19 protein-coding genes are annotated in these 18,466 nt (G+C 66.5%); 10 read left to right on the forward strand and 9 right to left on the reverse strand.

Translation table 11 applies throughout. The annotated features are described in order from the left end of the window. Positions 1-160, forward strand: a 160-nt coding sequence (locus C167_RS34810; RefSeq protein ID WP_200860138.1) for a hypothetical protein, incomplete at its 5' end; no start/stop codon positions are given. Positions 161-439: 279 nt separating this feature from the next. On the opposite strand, the gene C167_RS0101505 is transcribed toward C167_RS34810, so the two are convergent. The 4 genes from C167_RS0101505 to C167_RS0101520 are packed head-to-tail and all read right to left on the reverse strand — an operon-like array spanning position 440 to position 3,052. After that, positions 440-1,759, reverse strand: coding sequence for a sensor histidine kinase (locus C167_RS0101505; protein WP_026078729.1), 1,320 nt, complete (start codon positions 1,757-1,759; stop codon positions 440-442). Next, entirely contained in the window at positions 1,756-2,430 is a 675-nt protein-coding gene (locus C167_RS0101510; protein WP_017516512.1) for a response regulator transcription factor, read from the reverse strand. Before C167_RS0101510 ends, C167_RS0101505 begins: the two co-directional genes overlap by 4 nt. Further along, positions 2,430-2,744, reverse strand: coding sequence for a PepSY domain-containing protein (locus C167_RS0101515; protein ID WP_017516513.1), 315 nt, complete (start codon positions 2,742-2,744; stop codon positions 2,430-2,432). The genes C167_RS0101510 and C167_RS0101515 overlap by 1 nt, the downstream gene beginning before the upstream one ends. Further along, positions 2,744-3,052 (reverse strand): PepSY domain-containing protein, encoded by a 309-nt coding sequence (locus tag C167_RS0101520; protein WP_017516514.1) that lies wholly within the window; start codon positions 3,050-3,052, stop codon positions 2,744-2,746. Before C167_RS0101520 ends, C167_RS0101515 begins: the two co-directional genes overlap by 1 nt. 147 nt (positions 3,053-3,199) lie before the next feature. Here C167_RS0101520 and C167_RS0101525 point away from each other — a divergent pair, with 147 nt between their 5' ends. Together C167_RS0101525 and C167_RS0101530 are read left to right on the forward strand one after the other, a co-directional pair. Then, positions 3,200-4,282, forward strand: coding sequence for a patatin-like phospholipase family protein (locus C167_RS0101525; protein WP_017516515.1), 1,083 nt, complete (start codon positions 3,200-3,202; stop codon positions 4,280-4,282). A gap of 33 nt (positions 4,283-4,315) precedes the next feature. After that, positions 4,316-4,696, forward strand: a complete 381-nt coding sequence (locus tag C167_RS0101530) for a DUF5329 domain-containing protein (protein WP_157791807.1) — start codon at positions 4,316-4,318, stop codon at positions 4,694-4,696. Positions 4,697-4,842: 146 nt separating this feature from the next. Here C167_RS0101530 and C167_RS0101535 read toward each other — a convergent pair whose 3' ends face one another. Genes C167_RS0101535 through hmpA form a run of 3 tightly spaced genes read right to left on the reverse strand, consistent with a single transcriptional unit; the run spans position 4,843 to position 7,509 of the window. After that, positions 4,843-6,033, reverse strand: coding sequence for an NnrS family protein (locus C167_RS0101535; RefSeq protein WP_017516517.1), 1,191 nt, complete (start codon positions 6,031-6,033; stop codon positions 4,843-4,845). Beyond that, a complete protein-coding gene (locus C167_RS0101540; RefSeq protein ID WP_017516518.1) occupies positions 6,020-6,277 on the reverse strand; it encodes a hypothetical protein in 258 nt (85 codons plus the stop codon). Before C167_RS0101540 ends, C167_RS0101535 begins: the two co-directional genes overlap by 14 nt. Before the next feature lie 50 nt (positions 6,278-6,327). Continuing rightward, positions 6,328-7,509 carry an NO-inducible flavohemoprotein gene (gene hmpA, locus C167_RS0101545; protein WP_017516519.1) on the reverse strand — a complete coding sequence of 394 codons (1,182 nt, stop codon included), beginning with the start codon at positions 7,507-7,509 and terminating at the stop codon, positions 6,328-6,330. A 171-nt stretch (positions 7,510-7,680) separates the two neighbouring features. Between hmpA and norR the strand changes: the two genes are divergently transcribed. Together norR and queD are read left to right on the forward strand one after the other, a co-directional pair. Then, positions 7,681-9,240, forward strand: a complete 1,560-nt coding sequence (gene norR, locus C167_RS0101550; RefSeq protein WP_017516520.1) for a nitric oxide reductase transcriptional regulator NorR — start codon at positions 7,681-7,683, stop codon at positions 9,238-9,240. 107 nt (positions 9,241-9,347) lie between these two features. Beyond that, positions 9,348-9,704 (forward strand): 6-carboxytetrahydropterin synthase QueD, encoded by a 357-nt coding sequence (gene queD / locus C167_RS0101555; RefSeq protein WP_017516521.1) that lies wholly within the window; start codon positions 9,348-9,350, stop codon positions 9,702-9,704. 44 nt (positions 9,705-9,748) lie between these two features. On the opposite strand, the gene C167_RS0101560 is transcribed toward queD, so the two are convergent. After that, positions 9,749-12,109, reverse strand: a complete 2,361-nt coding sequence (locus C167_RS0101560; protein WP_026078731.1) for a DNA polymerase II — start codon at positions 12,107-12,109, stop codon at positions 9,749-9,751. 151 nt (positions 12,110-12,260) lie between these two features. Between C167_RS0101560 and C167_RS0101565 the strand changes: the two genes are divergently transcribed. After that, entirely contained in the window at positions 12,261-13,412 is a 1,152-nt protein-coding gene (locus C167_RS0101565; RefSeq protein ID WP_017516523.1) for a murein transglycosylase A, read from the forward strand. A 144-nt stretch (positions 13,413-13,556) separates the two neighbouring features. After that, positions 13,557-13,796 carry a hypothetical protein gene (locus C167_RS0101570; RefSeq protein ID WP_017516524.1) on the forward strand — a complete coding sequence of 80 codons (240 nt, stop codon included), beginning with the start codon at positions 13,557-13,559 and terminating at the stop codon, positions 13,794-13,796. Positions 13,797-13,801: 5 nt separating this feature from the next. Here the strand turns inward: C167_RS0101570 and C167_RS0101575 are convergent, their stop codons facing one another. After that, on the reverse strand, positions 13,802-14,758 hold the full coding sequence (locus C167_RS0101575; protein WP_017516525.1) for an AraC family transcriptional regulator: 957 nt from the start codon (positions 14,756-14,758) through the stop codon (positions 13,802-13,804). A 190-nt stretch (positions 14,759-14,948) separates the two neighbouring features. Here C167_RS0101575 and C167_RS0101580 point away from each other — a divergent pair, with 190 nt between their 5' ends. From C167_RS0101580 to C167_RS32040, 3 genes are read left to right on the forward strand one after another with little or no spacing between them, the layout of a single operon-like run. Then, positions 14,949-15,860 carry a bile acid:sodium symporter family protein gene (locus C167_RS0101580; protein ID WP_017516526.1) on the forward strand — a complete coding sequence of 304 codons (912 nt, stop codon included), beginning with the start codon at positions 14,949-14,951 and terminating at the stop codon, positions 15,858-15,860. Beyond that, entirely contained in the window at positions 15,857-16,600 is a 744-nt protein-coding gene (locus C167_RS0101585) for a sulfite exporter TauE/SafE family protein (protein WP_017516527.1), read from the forward strand. Before C167_RS0101580 ends, C167_RS0101585 begins: the two co-directional genes overlap by 4 nt. Next, positions 16,597-18,390, forward strand: a complete 1,794-nt coding sequence (locus C167_RS32040) for an N-acyl-D-amino-acid deacylase family protein (RefSeq protein WP_017516528.1) — start codon at positions 16,597-16,599, stop codon at positions 18,388-18,390. The genes C167_RS0101585 and C167_RS32040 overlap by 4 nt, the downstream gene beginning before the upstream one ends. Positions 18,391-18,466: the final 76 nt, after the last annotated feature.

Here is an 18,466-nt window from a genome sequence, read left to right on the forward strand (position 1 = left end):
ACAGAGCGCGGTGGCCGAGGAGATCAACCGCAACGTCGCGGGCATCCGTGATGTCACCGAGTCGCTGTCGAGCCAGGCGCAGGAGTCGGCGCAGGTCAGCCAGTCGCTGAACAAGCTGGCGAACCATCAGCAGGGGTTGATGGATCAGTTCCGGGTTTGACGTCCTGGTACAGCCGAAAAGCCCCTCTCCCTAGCCCTCTCCCTGAAGGGAGAGGGAACCGTTCGGCGCGCTCTGACAATACCGTGCTCGCCGGTGCACGACGTACGTCGCACCATGCCATATAGCTCCCTCTCCCTTCAGGGAGAGGGCGGGGGGAGAGGGCTGGCCAAGGCGCCGAATCGCCCCGGTAGGAGCGAGCTTGCTCGCGAACCGCACGACACGGCACGGAGCCAATCGCGGACGGAGTCCGCTCCTACGAAAGCCGGGCACAGCTGATAGTCACACCGCGCGCCGCGGCAGCTCCACCACCACGCGCAACCCGCCCAGCTCACTGCCGTCCAGCTTCAGACGGCCACCGCAGGCCGCCGCGATATCCCGCGCGATGCCCAGGCCCAAGCCATGTCCGGCAACCTGCTCATCCAAGCGCGTGCCGCGCTCCAGAACACTGTCGCGTTGATCCTCGGCAATACCGGGGCCATCGTCGTCCACGCAAAGCCGGTAAGCATCCGCGCCCTTCTCCACCGTCAACCGCACCTGGCGGTCGGCCCATTTGCAGGCGTTGTCCAGCAAGTTGCCGAGCATCTCCAGCAGGTCCTCCCGGTCATACGGCAAGCGCGTGGCAGGTGGCGCCTGCCAGTGGACGGCGAGGTGCTCGCCATGGATGAGCTTGAGCATGTCGCACAGGCTAGGCAGTTCGGCGTCGCAATCGAAGTGCGCGCCGGGCAGCGCCTCGCCCACCAGCCGCGCACGCCCCAGCTCGCGGGCCAGGCGCTGCTCGATCTGCTCCAACTGTTCCTGCAGGACCCGGCGCAAATCGGGATGGTCGCGCAGCTCCTCGCGGTCTGCGAGGCTGATCAGTACAGCCAGCGGCGTCTTCAGCGCATGGCCGAGGTTGCCCAGCGCATTGCGCGAACGGCGCAGGGTGTCCTCGGTGTGCTGGAGCAAATGGTTGATCTGCTCCACCAGCGGCTCGAGCTCGCGCGGCGCCTGGCTGTCCAGCTGGCTGCGCTGGCCTTCCTGCAGTTGGGCGATCTGCTGGCGCACGCGCTCCAGCGGGCGCAGCGAGCGGCGCACGATGAACCCCTGGAACACCAGGATCAGCAGTAACGCCAGCGCGCCGGCGCCCAGGCCGATGTTGCGCAAACGATTGAAGCTCTTGAGGACAGGCGTGTAGTCCTGCGCGACGACAATGCTCAGGTGCTTGCCGTAACGCTTGTAGTCGCCGCGAAAGACCAGCAGGCGCTGGCCATCCGGACCTTTTTCCAGCTTGCTGGCCAGCCCCTTGTGCGAGGGCTGCTTCAGCTCGTTGTCCCATAGCGAGCGCGAACGCCAGGTCTGGTCGTCGAAGCGGATGACGAAGTAGCGCCCCGAGAACAACCGCTCATAGGCCGCATCGACACGCTGGCCGTCCAGTTGCAGCCCGGCCGGGCCACGGGTGATGCCCACCAGCAGGCTTTCCGCCTCGTCCTGCAGCCCGTTCACCAGATAGCGGCGCAGGCCCTGGTCGAACAGCCAGATGCCCGCCTGAGCCAAGGCCAGGCCGACCACCACCAGCACCACGCCGAGCCCGAGGCCGAGCCGGCGCTGGATCGACATCAACGGCCGACTCCGTTGCCGGTGAAGCGATAACCCTGGCCGCGGCGGGTCTCGATGACCTCGCGGCCAAGCTTGCGGCGCAGGTGGTTGATATGGACCTCGATGACGTTGGAATCGCGCTCGGTCTCGCCGTCATACAGGTGCTCGGCCAGGTGGGATTTCGACAGGAGCTGGCCGGGGTGAAGCATGAAGTAACGCAGCAGGCGGAATTCGGCGGACGTCAGGTCGACCTCCTTGCCGCCCTGTTGCACGCACTGGCGCGACTCGTCGAGGCTCAGGCCCGCGACTTCCAGCTGGCTCTGGTTGGCCAGCCCACGGGCACGGCGCAACAGCGCCTGGATACGCAGCAACAGTTCCTCGGGATGGAACGGCTTGGTCAAATAATCGTCGGCACCGGCCTTCAGGCCATCGATGCGCTCGGCCCAGGAGCCGCGCGCGGTGAGGATCAGTACCGGTATCGAAAGCCCCATGCCACGCCACTCCTGCAACACTTCCAGGCCGGGGCGGCCCGGCAGGCCGAGGTCGAGGATCACTAGGTCGTAAGGTTCGCTGGCCCCCTGCACGGCGGCATCGCGGCCGTCGGCCAGCCAGTCCACCGCATAACCCTGGCGGGTCAGGGTTGCCAGCAGTTCATCGGCCAGGGGTACGTGGTCTTCCACCAGCAGCAGGCGCATCAGTCGTCTTCCTTATCCTTGAGGATGCGACCGTCGCGGGCATCCAGTTCCAGTTCGCGCACCACGCCTTCGGTGGTCAGCAGCTCCACCTCGTAGATATAGGTGTTGTGCTCCTTCTCCAGCTCGGCTTCGAGCAGGCGCGAGCCGGGATAGCGGCCCAGCGCGGCGGGGAGGATTTCCTCGAAGGGGCGGATCACCCCTTCCTTGCTCAGGCGCAGGGCTTCGTCCTGGCTCAGGTCATGGGCCTGCGCGACGCCAACCACGGCGGCGAGCGCCAAGCCAAGCAGCACCACGCGGGGCAGAACGGTCTTCATCAGTCATCCTGGTGATCGGTGAGGACTTCGCCGGTGACCGCGTCCAGCTCGACATCCCACTTCACGCCCTGGGCGTCCTTGATGTCGACCTTGTAGAGATAGCGGCCATGCTCCAGCTCGAGCTCGCTATCGTACACCGAACCGCCGGCATGCTTGGCCAGCGCGGTGCGGTTCAGCTCCTCGAAGTTGCGGATGGTGCCGGCATCGCGCAGGCGCAAAGCCTCGTCCGGGCCAATGTCGTGGGCCGTGGCAACGCCTGCGCCCAGCAGCAGGGCGGAAAGCGCAGTCAGGATCAACAGCCATTTCATGAGCGTACCTCGTCAGAATTTCACGGCTCTCAGACTACGGAGAAGGACTTAATTCAAGCTGAATCGACACGGGACATTCACTCCGTGAAGTATCCTTGCTCCTGGCCCACAGGCTCTATAATCGCGGCCTGCCACAGCGAGGCCCGCATGACCACCATCCAGATCAAGACCCCTGCCCTCACCCTCAAGGCCGGAAGCCGAGCGCTCCAGCGCATCCGCGAACAAGGGCTGGCCCCCGCCGATGTCGGCATTCTTCCCGGCGCCGCCGGCGGCCCGAAGGCGCTGGGCATCCAGGGCCTGGACCTCGCCCTGTTCGGTGAATGGTTGCCGCGCGCACCGCGCGAGCGTTCGCTGATCGGTGCTTCCATCGGCTCCTGGCGCTTCGCCAGCGCCTGCCTGCCAGACCCGGCCGAAGGTATCCGCCGCCTGGGCGAGCTCTACACCCAGCAACGCTTCGCCCGCAATGCCGGCATCAGCGACGTATCGAAAAGCTGCGCAAAGATGCTCGACGACCTGCTCGACGGCCATGACGCCAGCGTGCTGGACAACCCCTGGTACCGCCTCAACGTGGTGGTGGTGAAGAGCCACGGCCGCCTCGCGCAGGACGGCAAGACCAGCCTCGGCCTCGGGTTGGGCGCAGTGATCCGCGACAACCTGGTCGGCCGCCGCCACCTGCACCGGCACTTCGAGCGGCTGATCATTCATGACGCCCGCCGCGCGCCACCGCTGGAGGCGCTGTCGGACTTCCCCTCGCGCTATCTGCACCTGGACCTCGCCAACCTGCGCCACGCTCTGCTCGCATCGGGATCCATCCCCATGGTCATGGAAGGCGTGCGCGACATCCCCGGCGCCGGCCCTGGCACCTACCGCGACGGAGGACTGCTGGACTACCACCTGGACCTGCCCTACCAACCCGATGGCGTGGTGCTCTACCCGCACTTCACCGACAAGGTCATCCCCGGCTGGTTCGACAAGGGGCTGCCCTGGCGCCGTGGCGACGCCGGCCGCCTGCAGGACGTGCTGCTGCTCGCCCCGTCCAAGGACTACCTGGCGCGCCTGCCGCACAACAAACTGCCGGACCGCAAGGACTTCCACCGCTACGTCGGCGACGACGCCGGCCGCGAGCGCTATTGGCGCAAGGCGATGGACGAAAGCCGGCGGATGGGCGACGAGTTCCTTGAACTGGTAGACAGCGGCCGGCTCGGCGAACGTCTGCAGCCGCTGACATAATCGGCGGCTTCACGCCTACGGCAAGGAATCGCAATGTCTCACTCTCGAAAGCTTCGCTCCCTTCTAGCCACTCTCCTGCTTGTCGGCGCGAGCGCGCAGGCAGCCATGGACGCCAAGGCGCAGCAGGAAATCAGCCAATTGCTCGACTTCGTCGAACACAGCGGCTGCCAGTTCATCCGTAACGGCAGCGAGTACCCGGCCGGGGAAGCGCGGGCACACCTGCAGAAAAAACTGGACTACCTGGAGAACAAGGACATGGTCAGCAGCGCGGAAGACTTCATCGAGCGCGCCGCGACCAAGAGCAGCATGAGCGGCCAGCGCTACCAGGTCGATTGCCCGGCGGGCAAACAGGACGCCAGCGGCTGGCTGGGCGACGAGCTCAAGCGGCTGCGCCAGGCACCGCCAGGCAACTGAGCATTACCGTAGGAGCGGACTCCGTCCGCGATTGGCCCGAAGCCGCTCAGCGGGCGGAAAATCATCGCGGACAGAGTCCGCTCCTACGCTAACCGGTTCGTGGAGGGCGGGTCGTGCCCGCGAACCGCGTCATGGCATACCGCGGATCAGCCCGGCTGCCCATCCAGGCGCGGCCTCCAGAACATCGGGCCGTAGTACCAGGCGAACAGCAGGAACGCCACCACCCAGCACGCCGCCGCGATGCTCAGCCCTTCCAGCGGCCACCAGATCACCAGCAGCACCCGTGCGACAACGCCCAGGTTGAGCAGCGCGAAGGCCCAGGACATCACCCTCGGCGGTTGCAGCGGGCGGCCGGTATGGCCAAGGCTGACCCGCGCGATCATCGCCAGAATCAGCCCGCCCACACCGCCCACCGTGAGCATGTGGATCGCCAGGCTCGGATTGAAGGTCGGGGAGAAGTGCCACATTGCCATGCCTGCCGGGGCCAGCATCATCCACAGGTAGGCCAGGTGCAGCGACCAGAGCAGCGGCACACCCCAGTAGTCCTTGTCGTACCAGCGCCACAGGCGGATCAGGTGCCCGACCGCCAACGCGGCGAACAGCAGGCCTGCAAGTGGGTGCGGAGCCAGGCCGATGCCGATTGCGCTCAGCACCGCCACCAGCATCGTGCCGCCCAGCAGTGCGTTATCCAGCCAGTTCCAGGCAGGCACCTGAGTCGTGCGGCCCAGCCCGCGCTGGGTAAAGAAGGGAATCACGCGGCCGCCGATCAGACCCATCAGCGCCGCCACCAGCCACAGCGCACCCAGCGCGCCGCCGCGCTGCCAGGCATCGTTGCCGGTCCAGATACCCGCCATCACCAGCGCGTCAGCGAATGTCATCAGGCCCAGCACCGCGATGATCGGATAATTGCGCTTCTGGCGGACCTGCCAGAGGCTGCGACCGATGAAGAACGCCAGCGCCGGCATGAACGCCAGCTCCAGAACGGTGACCAGCCACAGCGGCGCTCCCACGAGCCAGCCCACACGCGCTGCCAGCCAGACCAGCGACAACACCATCAGCGGCTTGCCGCTGACGCCGGGGCGGCCGGTCCAGGTCTGCACCGCGGTGAGCAGGAAACCGGCGATGATCGCCGCCGCAAAGCCGAAGAGCATTTCATGGCGGTGCCAGGCCAGCCAGCCGCCCAGCGGTTGCCAGGCCGGCAGCACATCGAGCAGCACGGCCGCCCAGGCGGCGATGCCGATCAGCGCGAACACCGCGCCGCCGAGGAAGAACGGGCGAAAGCCCAGGCGCCACAGGGGCGGTATGGTCAGCAGAGCCTTTCGATCAACCAGTAACACAGCAAGCCTCCCAGCCTTCCTTGCGCATCTGATGTTGGGCCACCAACCGCAGCACGTAGCCCAGCTTCAATAATGTCGGGCCGAGGATGGTGAAGGCATGCGCTGCGACAATGCTCTGCAGGTTCAGATGGCCATCGACGAAATAGGCTCCCGTGATCCCCAATAGCAGCAGGACGAGCCCGCCGGTCAGCAGCGACCAGGACATCGACAGATTGCGTTGTGGGCAGGCGAAAAGACTTTCCATCACACACCTCCTCGGGTTGCGCCGGCCCGCCATCGGGCCGGCGCTCAGGTTCAGGCCTCCAGCGCGCTGGCCGGGCCGAAGAACTCGTAGTGGGACTGTTGCTCGGGCACGCCGATCTCGCGCAGGTGACGCTTTACCTGGGCCATGAACGGCTTGGGACCGAGGAAATAGGCGTCCAGGTCGCGGTCTTCCGGCAGCCAGTCGGCCAGCAGTTCGCGGCTTAGGAAGCCCTCGGCATGGGATGCGTCCTGCGAGCGCGGCTCGCTGTAGCAGAAGTAATGCTTGAGCTGCGGATGCGCGTCGGACTGCGCCTCGACCCACTCGCGGAATGCATGCGCGCCGCCGTGGCGGGCGCAATGGATGAAGTGCACTTCGCGACCGGAGGCCAGGGCCGGCTTGAGCATCGCCAGTGCCGGAGTGATGCCGACCCCGGCAGTGATCAGGGCCAGCGGTTTGTCGCCGTCCCGCAGGACGAAATCGCCTGCCGGCGGGAACAGGTCCAACTCGTCACCCACGTTCAGGTGATCGTGCAGGTAGTTGGAAACCTTGCCTTCGGGCTCGCGCTTCACGCTGATACGGTACTCACGCCCATTGGGCGCGTCGGACAGCGAGTAGGTGCGGCGCACCTCTTCCCCGCCGATCTCCAGGGACAGGCCGATGTACTGGCCGGGCTGGAAGTCCAGTAGCGGCTCGCCATCCAGCGGTTGGAAGTAGAAGGAGGTGATCTCCTCGCTCTCGACTTTCTTGCGCACGATGCGGAAGCGCCGGGCGCCGCGCCAGCCGCCAGGTTGCTCGGCATTCTGCTGGTACACCGACTCCTCGGCGCCGATCAGGATATCGGCCAGTTGGCCATAGGCGGCGGCCCAGGCGTCGATCACCTCCTGGGTGGCGATCTCCTCGCCGAGGACCTCGCGGATCGCACGCAGCAGGCAGCTGCCGACGATCGGGTAGTGCTCCGGCTGGATCTGCAAGGCCACGTGCTTGTTGACGATCTTCGCCACCAGCGGGCCGAGCTGCTCCAGCTCATCGATATGGCGGGCATACATCAGCACGCCGTTGGCCAGCGCGCGGGGCTGGTCGCCGGAAACCTGGTGCGCCTGGTTGAACAGCGGACGAACTTCCGGGTACTCGCTGAGCATCATCTTGTAGAAGTGCTGGGTCAGGGTCTCTCCGCCGGTCTCCAGCAGCGGGACGGTAGCCTTGACCAGGGTACGGTGTTCGTTGGACAGCATGTGGATCTCCTCGGGTTGGCCAGGCGGCGAGGGGGGTCGCCTGTGCTCTCTGCCTCAGGTATTTCAGGAAGCGTGCCAACCCTGCAGCCCAGTAATCACGGGACCTTTAATGGAAATAGAGTCATAATGACCACTATTGATCAGCGTCAGAATGACTGCATAGAGGTCAAAATGACTCGAAACCCGCTACTTGCCACCCTCCTCCCACTGGTTGCCGACCTGTCCCGCGAACTGCCGGAAAGCGAACGTTATCGCCGTCTGCTCGAAGCGCTGCGCGACCTGCTGCCGTGCGATGCCACCGCACTGCTGCGACTGGAAGGCGACCAACTGGTGCCGCTGGCCGTCGATGGCCTGAGCCAGGACACTCTCGGCCGCCGCTTCAAGATCAGCGAACATCCACGCCTGCGCGCCCTCATCGAGCATCCCGGCCCGACGCATTTCGCTGCCGACTGCGGCCTGCCCGACCCCTACGACGGGCTGGTGGAGGGTTTGCACGGCCACCTTGAAGTCCACGACTGCCTCGGTTGCCCGTTGCTGGTCGACGAACAGCCCTGGGGCCTGCTGACACTCGATGCGCTGGACCCCGAGCGCTTTTCCACCGCAGACCTGGACAACCTGCAAGCCTTTGCCAGCCTCGCGGCCGCCACGGTCAAGGCCAACCAGCGCATGACCGCCCTGGCCCAGCGCGCCGAGCACGAGCAGCAGCGCGCCGACGCCTACCAGCGCGCCTCCGGCGACCAGCCCAGGGAACTGATCGGCCAGAGCAAGTCGCACCAGGCGCTGATGAATGAAATCCAGGTAGTGGCCGGCAGCGACCTGAGCGTGCTGATCACCGGCGAAACCGGCGTCGGCAAGGAACTGGTCGCCCAATCCATCCACGCCAATTCGCTGCGACGCACCCAGCCGCTGATCAGCCTGAACTGCGCGGCGCTGCCGGAAACCCTGGTGGAAAGCGAACTTTTCGGCCACGTCCGTGGCGCCTTCTCCGGCGCAGTCGGCGAGCGACGCGGCAAGTTCGAGCTGGCCGACGGCGGCACCCTGTTCCTCGATGAAGTGGGCGAGCTGCCGCTGGCCATCCAGGCCAAGCTGCTGCGCGTGCTGCAGAGCGGCCAGTTGCAGCGTCTGGGCTCGGACCGCGAACACCATGTGGATGTGCGCCTGATTGCCGCCACCAACCGCGACCTTGCCGAGGAAGTCCGTGCCGGCCGCTTCCGCGCCGATCTCTACCACCGCCTGAGCGTCTACCCCTTGCGCGTTCCGCCGCTGCGCGAACGCGGCAACGACGTCTTGCTCCTGGCCGGCTATTTCCTCGAACAGAACCGCCCACGCCTGGGTCTGCGCAGCCTGCGCCTGACCCGCGAAGCCCAGGCCGCGCTATTCGATTACCCCTGGCCGGGCAACGTGCGCGAACTGGAACACCTGATCGGCCGCGCGTCTCTCAAGGCACTGGCAAACCACTCGCAGCGCTCGCGCATCCTCAGCCTGGGCGTCGATGATCTCACCCTGAATGCCCTGCACAAGGGCGTCCCCAATGCGGAGACGAGCCAAGGCGACGACACCTCCGGTATGGGAATGGTCGGCGAGCTGCGCCCGGCGGTGGACGCCTTCCAACGCCGGATGATCAGCCAGAGCCTGGAGCGCCACGAAGGCAACTGGGCAGCCGTCGCCCGTGAAATGGGCCTGGACCGCGCTAACCTCAATCGCCTCGCGCGGCGCCTGGCGATCAAGTGAGCCGCTGGCCGGATCGACCGGCCCGCCGGGCACGATAGTGATAGACTATGCGCCCATTTTCCGGCCGGCCCGTTCCAGGGCCGGCAATCGTCACAGAGCACGCTACTTTGGAATTGTTCAAGGAATTCACCTTCGAATCCGCCCACCGCCTGCCCCACGTTCCCGCCGGGCACCAGTGCGGCCGTCTGCATGGCCACTCCTTCCGGGCCGCCATCTACATCGAGGGCGAGGTCGACCCGCATACCGGCTGGATTCGCGATTTCGCCGAGATCAAGCAGATCTTCAAGCCGATCTACGACCAGCTCGATCACAACTACCTGAACGATATCCCCGGCCTGGAAAACCCCACCAGCGAGAACCTCTGCCGCTGGATCTGGCAACAGCTCAAGCCGCTGCTGCCGGAGCTGTCCAAGGTGCGCGTGCATGAAACCTGCACCAGCGGTTGCGAATACCGCGGCGACTGAGCCGCGATAAATGGAAAAGCCGGCTTGCGCCGGCTTTTTTGTGCCTAGAAAAGGCCCAGCTGCCGGTCGACCAGCGCGCTGAAGTCATCGTCCACGAACGGCAGGATGGCATCGGCGATGGGCTGTAGCTGCCGGCTGACGTAGTGGTCGTAATCGATCGGCGAGCTGAGCGTCTCCATCGGCTCCGGGCCATTGACCGTGATGACGTAGCTGATCCAGCCGCCGCGCTGGTACTGACGCGGACGTCCCTGGCGCTCGTTGTAGTCATCGGCGATCCGTGCGGCGCGCACGTGGGGCGGCACGTTGCGCTCGTAGTCGCCAAGCTGGCGGCGCAGGCGCTTGCGGAAGATCAGCAGGTCATCCTGCTCGCCGGCCAACGTGCGGTTCACGTAGTCGCGAACGTAATCCCGGTAAGGCTGGCGCTGGAAGATGCGCAGGTACAGCTCCTGCTGGAACTGCTGGGCCAGCGGCGACCAGTCGGTGCGCACGGTTTCCAGGCCCTTGAAGACCATCTCGTCGCTGCCGTCGGCGCGCCGCACAAGGCCCGCGTAACGCTTCTTGCTGCCCTCTTCCGCGCCACGGATGGTCGGCATCAGGAAGCGCTGGAAGTGCCGCTCGAACTGGATCTCCAGCGCGCTCTCAAGTCCGTATTCATCGCGCAGGTGTTCGACCCACCACTGGTTGACGTGGTTGACCAGCGCGCGACCGATACCGGCCGCCTCTTCCTCGTCGTGGGCGCGGCCGAGCCAGACGAAGGTGGAATCGGTGTCGCCGTAGATCACCCGGTGCCCCTGCCCTTCGATCAGCTCGCGGGTGCGCCGCATGATCTCGTGGCCACGCATGGTGATGGACGAGGCCAGGCGCGGATCGAAGAAGCGGCAGCCGCTGGAACCCAGCACGCCGTAGAAGGCATTCATGATGATCTTCAGGGCCTGGGACAGCGGCGCGTTGCCGTCGCGCTTGGCGGCGTCGCGGCCCTGCCAGACGCGCTCGACGATCGCCGGCAGGCAATGCTGGGTCCGCGAGAAACGGCCACCGCGGAAACCAGGAATCGACGCCTCCTCCGACGGGTCGCTCAAGCCTTCCACCAGCCCCACGGGGTCGATCAGGAAGGTGCGGATGATCGACGGGTACAGGCTCTTGTAGTCCAGCACCAGCACCGACTCGTAGAGCCCCGGTCGAGAATCCATGACGAAGCCGCCGGGGCTGGCCTCCGGCGCCTTCCCGCCGAGGTTCGGCGCGACGTAGCCCAGCCGGTGCATCGGCGGCAGGTACAGGTGGGTGAAGGCCGCCACCGAGCCGCCGCTGCGGTCCGCCGGCAGCCCGGTGACGCTGGCGCGCTCGAGCAGGAAGTCGAGGATACGGGTCTTCTCGAAGATCCGCGTTACCAGCTCGCAGTCCTTGAGGTTGTATTTCGCCAGTGCTGGCTTGTCCTCGGCGAAGCGGCGGTCGATCTCGGCCATGCGGTCGTACGGGTTATCGATGGACTTACCCTCGCCCAGCAGCTGCTGCGAGACGCTTTCCAGGCTGAACGACGGGAAGCTCCAGAACGCCGAGCGCAGCGCCTCGATGCCGTCGATGATCAGCCGCCCCGCTGCCGCCGCAAAGTAGTGATTGGACGATGCGTGCTGCCGCCAACCCATCTCATCGCCGCCGCGCCCCAGGCGCAGCGGAATCTCCAGGCGCTTGGCGTGTTCCTGCAGCACGCGCAGGTCGAACTGCACCAGGTTCCAGCCGATGATGGCGTCGGGATCGTGCTCTGCCAGCCACTGGTTCAGGCGCTCCAGCAGTTGCGCGCGGCTGTCGCAGTACTCCAGCTCGAAATCACGATCGCCGTCGATGCCGTTGGCCGGGCCGAGCATGTAGACCTGGCGTTGGCCGCAGCCCTCCAGGGCGATGGAGTAGAGATCGCCACGGATGTTGGTTTCGATGTCCAGCGAGGCCAGTTTCAGCTTCGGCCGATAGCCCGGATCGGGGCGCAGTTGCGCCGTGACGATGCTGCCGCCCTCACCGGGCTCACCGCTGAAGCTCACCGGCGCGGTGATGAAGCGCTCCATCAGGTAGCGCTCGGGCGGGCGGATGTCCGCCTCGAACACCTCGACGCCCGCCTCGCGCAGGCGCTTTTCCAGGTTCATCAGTTGGCGATGCTGCTGGCAATAAAGGCCCAGCACCGGGCGCTGCTGGAAGTCGCGCAGGCCCAGCGGGCGCAGTTCGGCGCCGCGTTCGCCGGCCAGCAGCTTTTCGGCGCGGGCGCGCTGTTCGGCTGGCACGAAGGCCACCGAGGTCTGCGGCGGCAGCAGCACATGCCGGGGCCCTTCATCGGTGGCCAGCCAGAAGCCCACCTCCGTGCCTTGGGGCGTATCCCGCCAATGTCGGGTCAGGACGAAACCCTGCCTTGCCTCCACGCTCTAACCACCCATCTGTCGATTCATGCCGACATTCTACCGGGCCGCCCGGGGATTCGTTGCAAGGCGTGTAAATCCGACCGATGCGTTTGACGCACGCCCCGCGTCTGCCCAAGCTAGCGGGCTTTCGTTTGCCTGCCAGGACCTGCCCGTGACCGATTCGTCCCGCCACTGGACCCGCCCTCTCGTTGCTACCCTCTGCCTCGCCACCCTGCTTTCAGGCTGCGGCCTGTTCGGCAAAAAGCCCGAAGAGGCCCAGGCGCCCACCTATTCCAAGGCCGACTGGTCGGACCTGCCACAGACCGCCGATACCGACGTACTGCAAGGATTCAGCGCCTGGCGCTCGGCCTGCGCGGTGCGTCTGAAGAAGGATGACATCTGGGCCGCGACCTGCGCCGACGCCGCCAGCGTGCCGACCTCCGCCCCGGCCATCCGCCAGTTCATGCAGGCCCACCTGCAGCCCTACCAGCTGCGTTCCGCCGAGGGCAGCAAGAACGGCCTGATCACCGGTTACTACGAGCCGGTCTACCGCGGCAGCCAGCAGCGCGACGCCCAGCACACCGTGCCGGTCTACGGCGTGCCGAAGGACCTGATCACCGTGGCGCTGGACAGCGTCTACCCCGAACTCAAGGGCAAGCGCCTGCGCGGCAGGCTCGAAGGCAACACCCTGGTGCCCTACGCCGATGCCGCCGGCATCCGCCGCGATGGGGTGAACGCGCCCGTGCTGGCCTGGCTGCCCGACCCGATGGACCTGCAGTTCCTGCAGATCCAGGGTTCCGGCCGCGTGGAGCTCGCCTCCGGCCGCCAACTGCGCCTGGGCTACGCCGAGCAGAACGGCCGCCCCTACAAGCCAGTGGGCCGCTGGCTGGTGGAACAGGGCGAGCTGAGCAAGGAAGAAGTCAGCATGGCGCGCATCCGCGATTGGGCCCGCGCCCATCCGCAGCGCGTCGACGAACTGCTGGCAAGCAACCCCAGCTACGTCTTCTTCAGCCAGCGCCCGGACAGCAACGAAGGCCCGCGCGGCTCGCTGAACGTGCCGCTGACCCCCGGCTACAGCGTGGCCATCGACCGCAAGGTGATCCCGCTGGGCAGCCTGATGTGGCTCTCCACCACCCGCCCGGACGGTGCGCCGGTGGTGCGCCCGGTGGCGGCCCAGGACACCGGCGGCGCCATTGTCGGCGAGGTCCGCGCAGACCTGTTCTGGGGCACGGGCGATGCAGCCGGCGAGCTCGCTGGGCACATGAAGCAGGACGGCCAGCTGTGGCTGCTGTGGCCGAAGGACAAGGCGCTACCGGGAGCCTGACATTCGCGTAGGAAAGTAGAGATGATTCCTACTCGTCCTACAGAGCTCCCTGAATCACCGGCCACACCGCCCACCGGAAAATGGTCGGCGAATCCAGGCACTCCCCTGGCTTCGCCGACCCTCCATCCGAACGCGGTGACCGCCATGAAGAAGCACCAGCTTCCCCTCCGATCGCAGCGCCAGCACCGTGGCTGGCCGCTGGACTACGACCTGCTCTGCTGGATCGGCGCCATCGCCCTGATCCTGCTGTTCTTCGGCATCGATCAGTTCTTCGTTGCAAAACTGCCGGGCACCGGCGTCATCGAGCACCCACGCAGCCTTCCCCAACGCATCGACTTGCCCGCAGTCCAGGCACTGGCCACGGCGAACCATAACCGCCAGTAACCGGTTCAACTGCCCTGACGGAACTGCCCCGGCGTCATCCCGCTCCAGCGGCGGAACGCCTTGGCGAACGCGCTCTCGTCGGAGAAGCCCAGGCGCTCGGCCACCTCTCCCAGCCGCGACGATTCGCGTAGCAGCTGCTCGGCCATGCCGTGCAGCACCTGCTCGCGCAGCAGCTTGAAGCTGGTGCCCTCGTCGGCCAGCTTGCGGTTGAGATGGCGCCCGCTGAGTTCCAGCTGATCGGCCACCTTCTCCTTGCCCCATCGCGGGTTCTGCCGCAGCAGTTGCTGCACGCGGGCAGCCAGGCTCTGCGCACCCAGGCGCTCGAGCTGCGCATCGGCCAGCGCACGCAGGTGCTCGCGCATCAGCGAGTTGGCCTGGATCAGCGGAACTTCAAGATCGGCGACAGCGAAGCTCAGAGCGTTCTCGGCGCAGGCGAAATCCACCGGGCACTCCAGCAGCTCGACGTAACGCGTGGGCTCACCTCGCGCCGCATGACTCAGGGCCAATCGCTGCGGCCTGACCCGGTCGCCGGTGATCCAGCGGGTCAGGTGCACCAAGCTCGCCAGCGCGGCCTCTACGCGCTCCTCGCGGCGCACGGTATAGCTGGGTCGATAGACCAGGCGCACCTGCGTCGCGTCCTGCTCGCGCTGGAACTCGCTGCCCTCGGCGATGATCGGGTAATACTCGAGCAAGGCATCCAGCGCCTCGCCGTAGTGATCGCAGCTCATCAACAACGCGCCGACCATGTCCAGATGACCGACCTGCAGGGCACTGCCCAGGCGCAGGCCCAGCAAAGCGTCGCCCGAAGCCGCACAGATGGCTTCCCAGAAGGCGTCCTGACGCTGCAGGGGAATGCGTGGTTCGAGGCTGGCCGCCTGCAGACCGGCAGGCACTGGCAGCCCCAGGCGCTGGGCGGCCTGCAGGATGCCCTGGGCGTAATGGACGGTAATGGTGTGCGACATGGTCCCGAATTAACCGGCGAAGGTCCCGATTGAGCCGTTACCGGGCGGTAACGCTGCCCTATGCTTGCCAATTACAACGATAAATACAAACACGAGTCGTCTTGCATGCTGATTGAAACCGGAGCCGCGCCCGTGCCGCCGGCTACTGCCCGTTCGCCTCTCCCCGCCCTCTTGCCACGGGAGGACGGCGATGACTGAAGTCCATCTCGAATTCTCCGGCGGATCGATGATCGCCCTGAACGCCATCATCGCCCTGATGATGTTCGGCGTCTCGCTGGAACTGCGCCGCGACGACTTCGCCCGCATCTTGCGCCAGCCCAAGGCGCCGGTGATCGGTATGCTGGTGCAGTTCCTGCTGCTGCCCGCCGCCACCTGCCTGCTGACCGTCGCCCTGCCCATCGACCCGGAACTGGCGCTGGGGATGATACTGGTCGCCACCTGCCCCAGCGGCACCTTCTCCAACATCATGACCTGGATGGCCCGCGGCAACGTCGCGGTGTCGGCCAGCGTGACCGCCGTGTCGGGGCTGAGCGCGGGCATCTTCACGCCCCTGAACTTCGCCCTCTACGCGGGGCTGAACCCCGCTACCCGTGACCGGCTCACGCAGATCCACATCGACCCGCTGGAGCTGGTGGGCGTGGTGGTGCTGGTGCTGATCCTGCCGATGCTGCTGGGCATGGCCCTGGGCAAGCACAGGCCACAACTGGCGCGGCGCCTGGAGAAACCCATGCGGCAGCTGTCGCTGCTGGTGATGCTCGGTTTCGTCGGCATGGCCTTCGCCAGGAACTTCCAGCAGTTCATGGCCTGGTTCCACCTGTTCTTCTGGCTGGTCCTGCTGCTCAACGGTACCGCGCTGCTGCTGGGCTACACCTGCGCGCGGCTGTGGAAGCTGCCGGACGCCGATGTGCGCGCCGTGACCCTGGAAAGCGGCATCCACAACTCCGCACTGGGCATGGCGCTGATCCTCACGTTCTTCCCGCAGGCCGGCGGCATGCTGCTGATCGCGGCGTTCTGGGGCTGCTGGCAACTGTTCTCCGGGCTGGTCCTGGCGCAGCTCTGGGCGCGCCGAGAACCTCGCGCAGCCGTTGTGGCCGCCCCATGAACGCACCCGCCATCGCCCTCGGCGGCTTCATCCTGCTGGCCTACACCCTGGAAGCCATCACCGGCTTCGGCAGCGTGGTGATCGCCCTGTCCCTCGGCGCGCTGCTGATGCCCATCGAGACGCTGCTGCCGATCCTGGTGCCGCTGAACATCGGGATGACCGGCTACCTCTGCTGGCGTCATCGCCGCCTGATCGACACCGGCCTGCTGCTGCGCACCGTACTGCCGGGGATGCTCATCGGCATGCTGATCGGCTACCTGTTGCTGCCGCACCTGGACCCGCAACCGCTCAAGCGCGGCCTCGGCGTACTGATCCTGTGGTTCGCCGGCCGCGAACTGTGGCGCCTTCGCGCCAATGCACCGGAGCGCGGCCGCACGCCGCACTGGGTGGTGCGGCTGGCCACCGGCGCCGCCGGGGTCTGTCACGGCCTGTTCGCTTCCGGCGGGCCGCTGCTGGTCTATGCACTCTCGACCCGCCCGCTGGACAAGACCCGCCTGCGCGCCACCCTGGTCTGCGTCTGGTTCACCCTCAACGGCCTGCTGACCTTCGCCTTCCTGCTCGACGGCCGCCTGCGCCCGGCGCTGCCCCAGGTGCTGGCCTACGCGCCCCTGCTGCTGCTCGGCGTGTGGCTGGGCGAATGTCTGCACCACCGCTTCGAGGAACACCACTTCCGCCTTGCCATCCACTGCCTGCTGCTGGTCAGCGGCGTCCTGCTGCTGTCGCCCTGGAGCCTCCTGTGAGCTACGACATCATCATCAAGAACGGCCTGTACTTCGACGGCAGCGATGCCCCCGGCAGCCTGCGCCACGTCGGCATCAAGGACGGCCGCATCGACACCCTGAGCCTCAGCCCGCTGGACGAAACAGGCTGTGCGCAGATCATCGACGCCGCCGGCAAGTGGGTCACCCCCGGCTTCCTGGAAATCCATTCGCATTACGACGCCGAAGCCATTGCCGCGCCGGCGCTGAAGGAGTCGGTGCGCCACGGCGTGACTACCGTGTCGGTCGGTTCCTGCTCCATCAGCATGGTGCTGGGCGAGGCCGAGGACTGCTCGGACCTGTTCACCCGCGTCGAAGCCGTGCCGCGCGAGCAGGTATTGCCGATCCTGCGCGACAAGCGCACCTGGAAGGACGCCAAGGGCTACCGCGCCTTCTATGACCAGCAGCCCCTGGGGCCGAACCTCTGCTCCTTCCTCGGCCATTCCGAGCTGCGCGTGACGGTGATGGGCCTGGAGCGCGCCATCAGCGGTGCCAAGCCCACCGAAGAGGAACTTTCGCGCATGGAGGAACTGCTGGAACAGGCGCTGGACGCGGGCTGCTTCGGCCTCTCGGTGATGACCACGCGCCTGGACAAGATGGACGGCGACCGCGCCTGGTCCAGCCCGCTGCCCTCCACCTTCGCCAGCTGGAAGGAGTTCTCCCGTCTCTTCGCCGTGCTGCGCCGGCGCAATGCGCTGATGCAGGGCGCGCCCAACGCGGTTACCAAGATCAACGTGTTCGCCTTCCTCTACCAGGCCCACGGCTGGTTCCGCCGGCCGCTCAAGTGCTCGATGCTCACCGCGCTGGACCTGAAATCCCAGCCCTTCATGCACCGCATCACCCGCGCCTCCGGCTGGGTCGCCAACCGCCTGCTGCGCGGCCGCTACCGCTGGCAGACCCTGCCCGCGCCCTTCGTCGTGCGTATCGAAGGCTTGAACATGAACGGCTTCGAGGAGTTCGGCGCCGGCGAGGTGCTGCGCGACATCAAGGACCCGGAGGAGCTCTACACGCGCATCCAGGACCCGGCCTTCCGTGAGCGCTTCAAGAAGGACATCAAGGCCACCCTCAGCCTCGGACTGTGGCACCGCAACCTGTCCGACTGCTGGGTGCGCGAATGCCCGGACGCATCTCTGGTCGGCCGCAACTTCGAGGACATCGGACGCGAGCGCGGGCTGGACCCGGTGGACGCCTTCTTCGAGCTGGCCGGCCAGTACCGCAACGACCTCAAGTGGACTACCTGCTACGGCAACCACCGCCCCGAAATCATGGGCAAGCTGCTGGCCAGCCCCTGGACCCAGCCGGGCTTCGCCGACTCCGGCGCGCACCTGGCTTCCCATGCGCAGTACAACTTCCCGCTGCGCATGCTCAAGTACGTGCGCGATGCCGAACTGGCCGGGCAAAGCTTCATGGACACCGGCCGCGCCATCCACCGACTGACCGGCGAGCTGGCGGACTTCGCCGGGATCGACGCCGGCTACATCCGCGTCGGCGACCGCGCCGATCTGGTGGTGGTCAACCCGGCAGGCCTGACCGATGAGCTGGATGAGGTCTGCGAGGCGCCCATGGAGGTGATCGGCCTGACCCGCCTGGTAAAGCGCAACGACGCTGCGGTGGATGCCACCCTGATCAACGGCCGCGTGGCCTATCGCCGCGAAAGCGGCTTCCCCGAGACGCTGGGCAAGGAGCGGGTATTCGGGCGGTTCCTGCCCGGCCGCGATGTACTGAGCCGGCCGCAGGAAGTGTCGGCGGGCAGCCCGGTTTACGGTCGGTAAATCGGTGTCGTTGGTGGTTCGCCAGCAAGCTCGCTCCTACACCAAGCGCGTGCTCTTCGTAGGAGATTCTATGTCT

The organism is Pseudomonas nitroreducens TX1 (genome assembly GCF_000313755.1).
Classification (GTDB): Bacteria; Pseudomonadota; Gammaproteobacteria; order Pseudomonadales; family Pseudomonadaceae; genus Pseudomonas; species Pseudomonas nitroreducens_A.

Excerpts from the sequence above, each read along its gene's own strand:
- hmpA (WP_017516519.1), bottom strand. The coding sequence starts at position 7,509 with ATGCTGTCCAACGAACACCGTACCCTGGTCAAGGCTACCGTCCCGCTG.
- C167_RS0101585 (WP_017516527.1), top strand. The coding sequence starts at position 15,857 with ATGAACGCACCCGCCATCGCCCTCGGCGGCTTCATCCTGCTGGCCTAC.
- C167_RS0101520 (WP_017516514.1), bottom strand. The coding sequence starts at position 3,052 with ATGAAATGGCTGTTGATCCTGACTGCGCTTTCCGCCCTGCTGCTGGGC.
- C167_RS0101580 (WP_017516526.1), top strand. The coding sequence starts at position 14,949 with ATGACTGAAGTCCATCTCGAATTCTCCGGCGGATCGATGATCGCCCTG.
- C167_RS0101510 (WP_017516512.1), bottom strand. The coding sequence starts at position 2,430 with ATGCGCCTGCTGCTGGTGGAAGACCACGTACCCCTGGCCGATGAACTG.
- C167_RS0101575 (WP_017516525.1), bottom strand. The coding sequence starts at position 14,758 with ATGTCGCACACCATTACCGTCCATTACGCCCAGGGCATCCTGCAGGCC.
- C167_RS0101570 (WP_017516524.1), top strand. The coding sequence starts at position 13,557 with ATGAAGAAGCACCAGCTTCCCCTCCGATCGCAGCGCCAGCACCGTGGC.
- norR (WP_017516520.1), top strand. The coding sequence starts at position 7,681 with ATGACTCGAAACCCGCTACTTGCCACCCTCCTCCCACTGGTTGCCGAC.
- C167_RS0101525 (WP_017516515.1), top strand. The coding sequence starts at position 3,200 with ATGACCACCATCCAGATCAAGACCCCTGCCCTCACCCTCAAGGCCGGA.
- C167_RS0101530 (WP_157791807.1), top strand. The coding sequence starts at position 4,316 with ATGTCTCACTCTCGAAAGCTTCGCTCCCTTCTAGCCACTCTCCTGCTT.
- C167_RS0101515 (WP_017516513.1), bottom strand. The coding sequence starts at position 2,744 with ATGAAGACCGTTCTGCCCCGCGTGGTGCTGCTTGGCTTGGCGCTCGCC.
- C167_RS0101540 (WP_017516518.1), bottom strand. The coding sequence starts at position 6,277 with ATGGAAAGTCTTTTCGCCTGCCCACAACGCAATCTGTCGATGTCCTGG.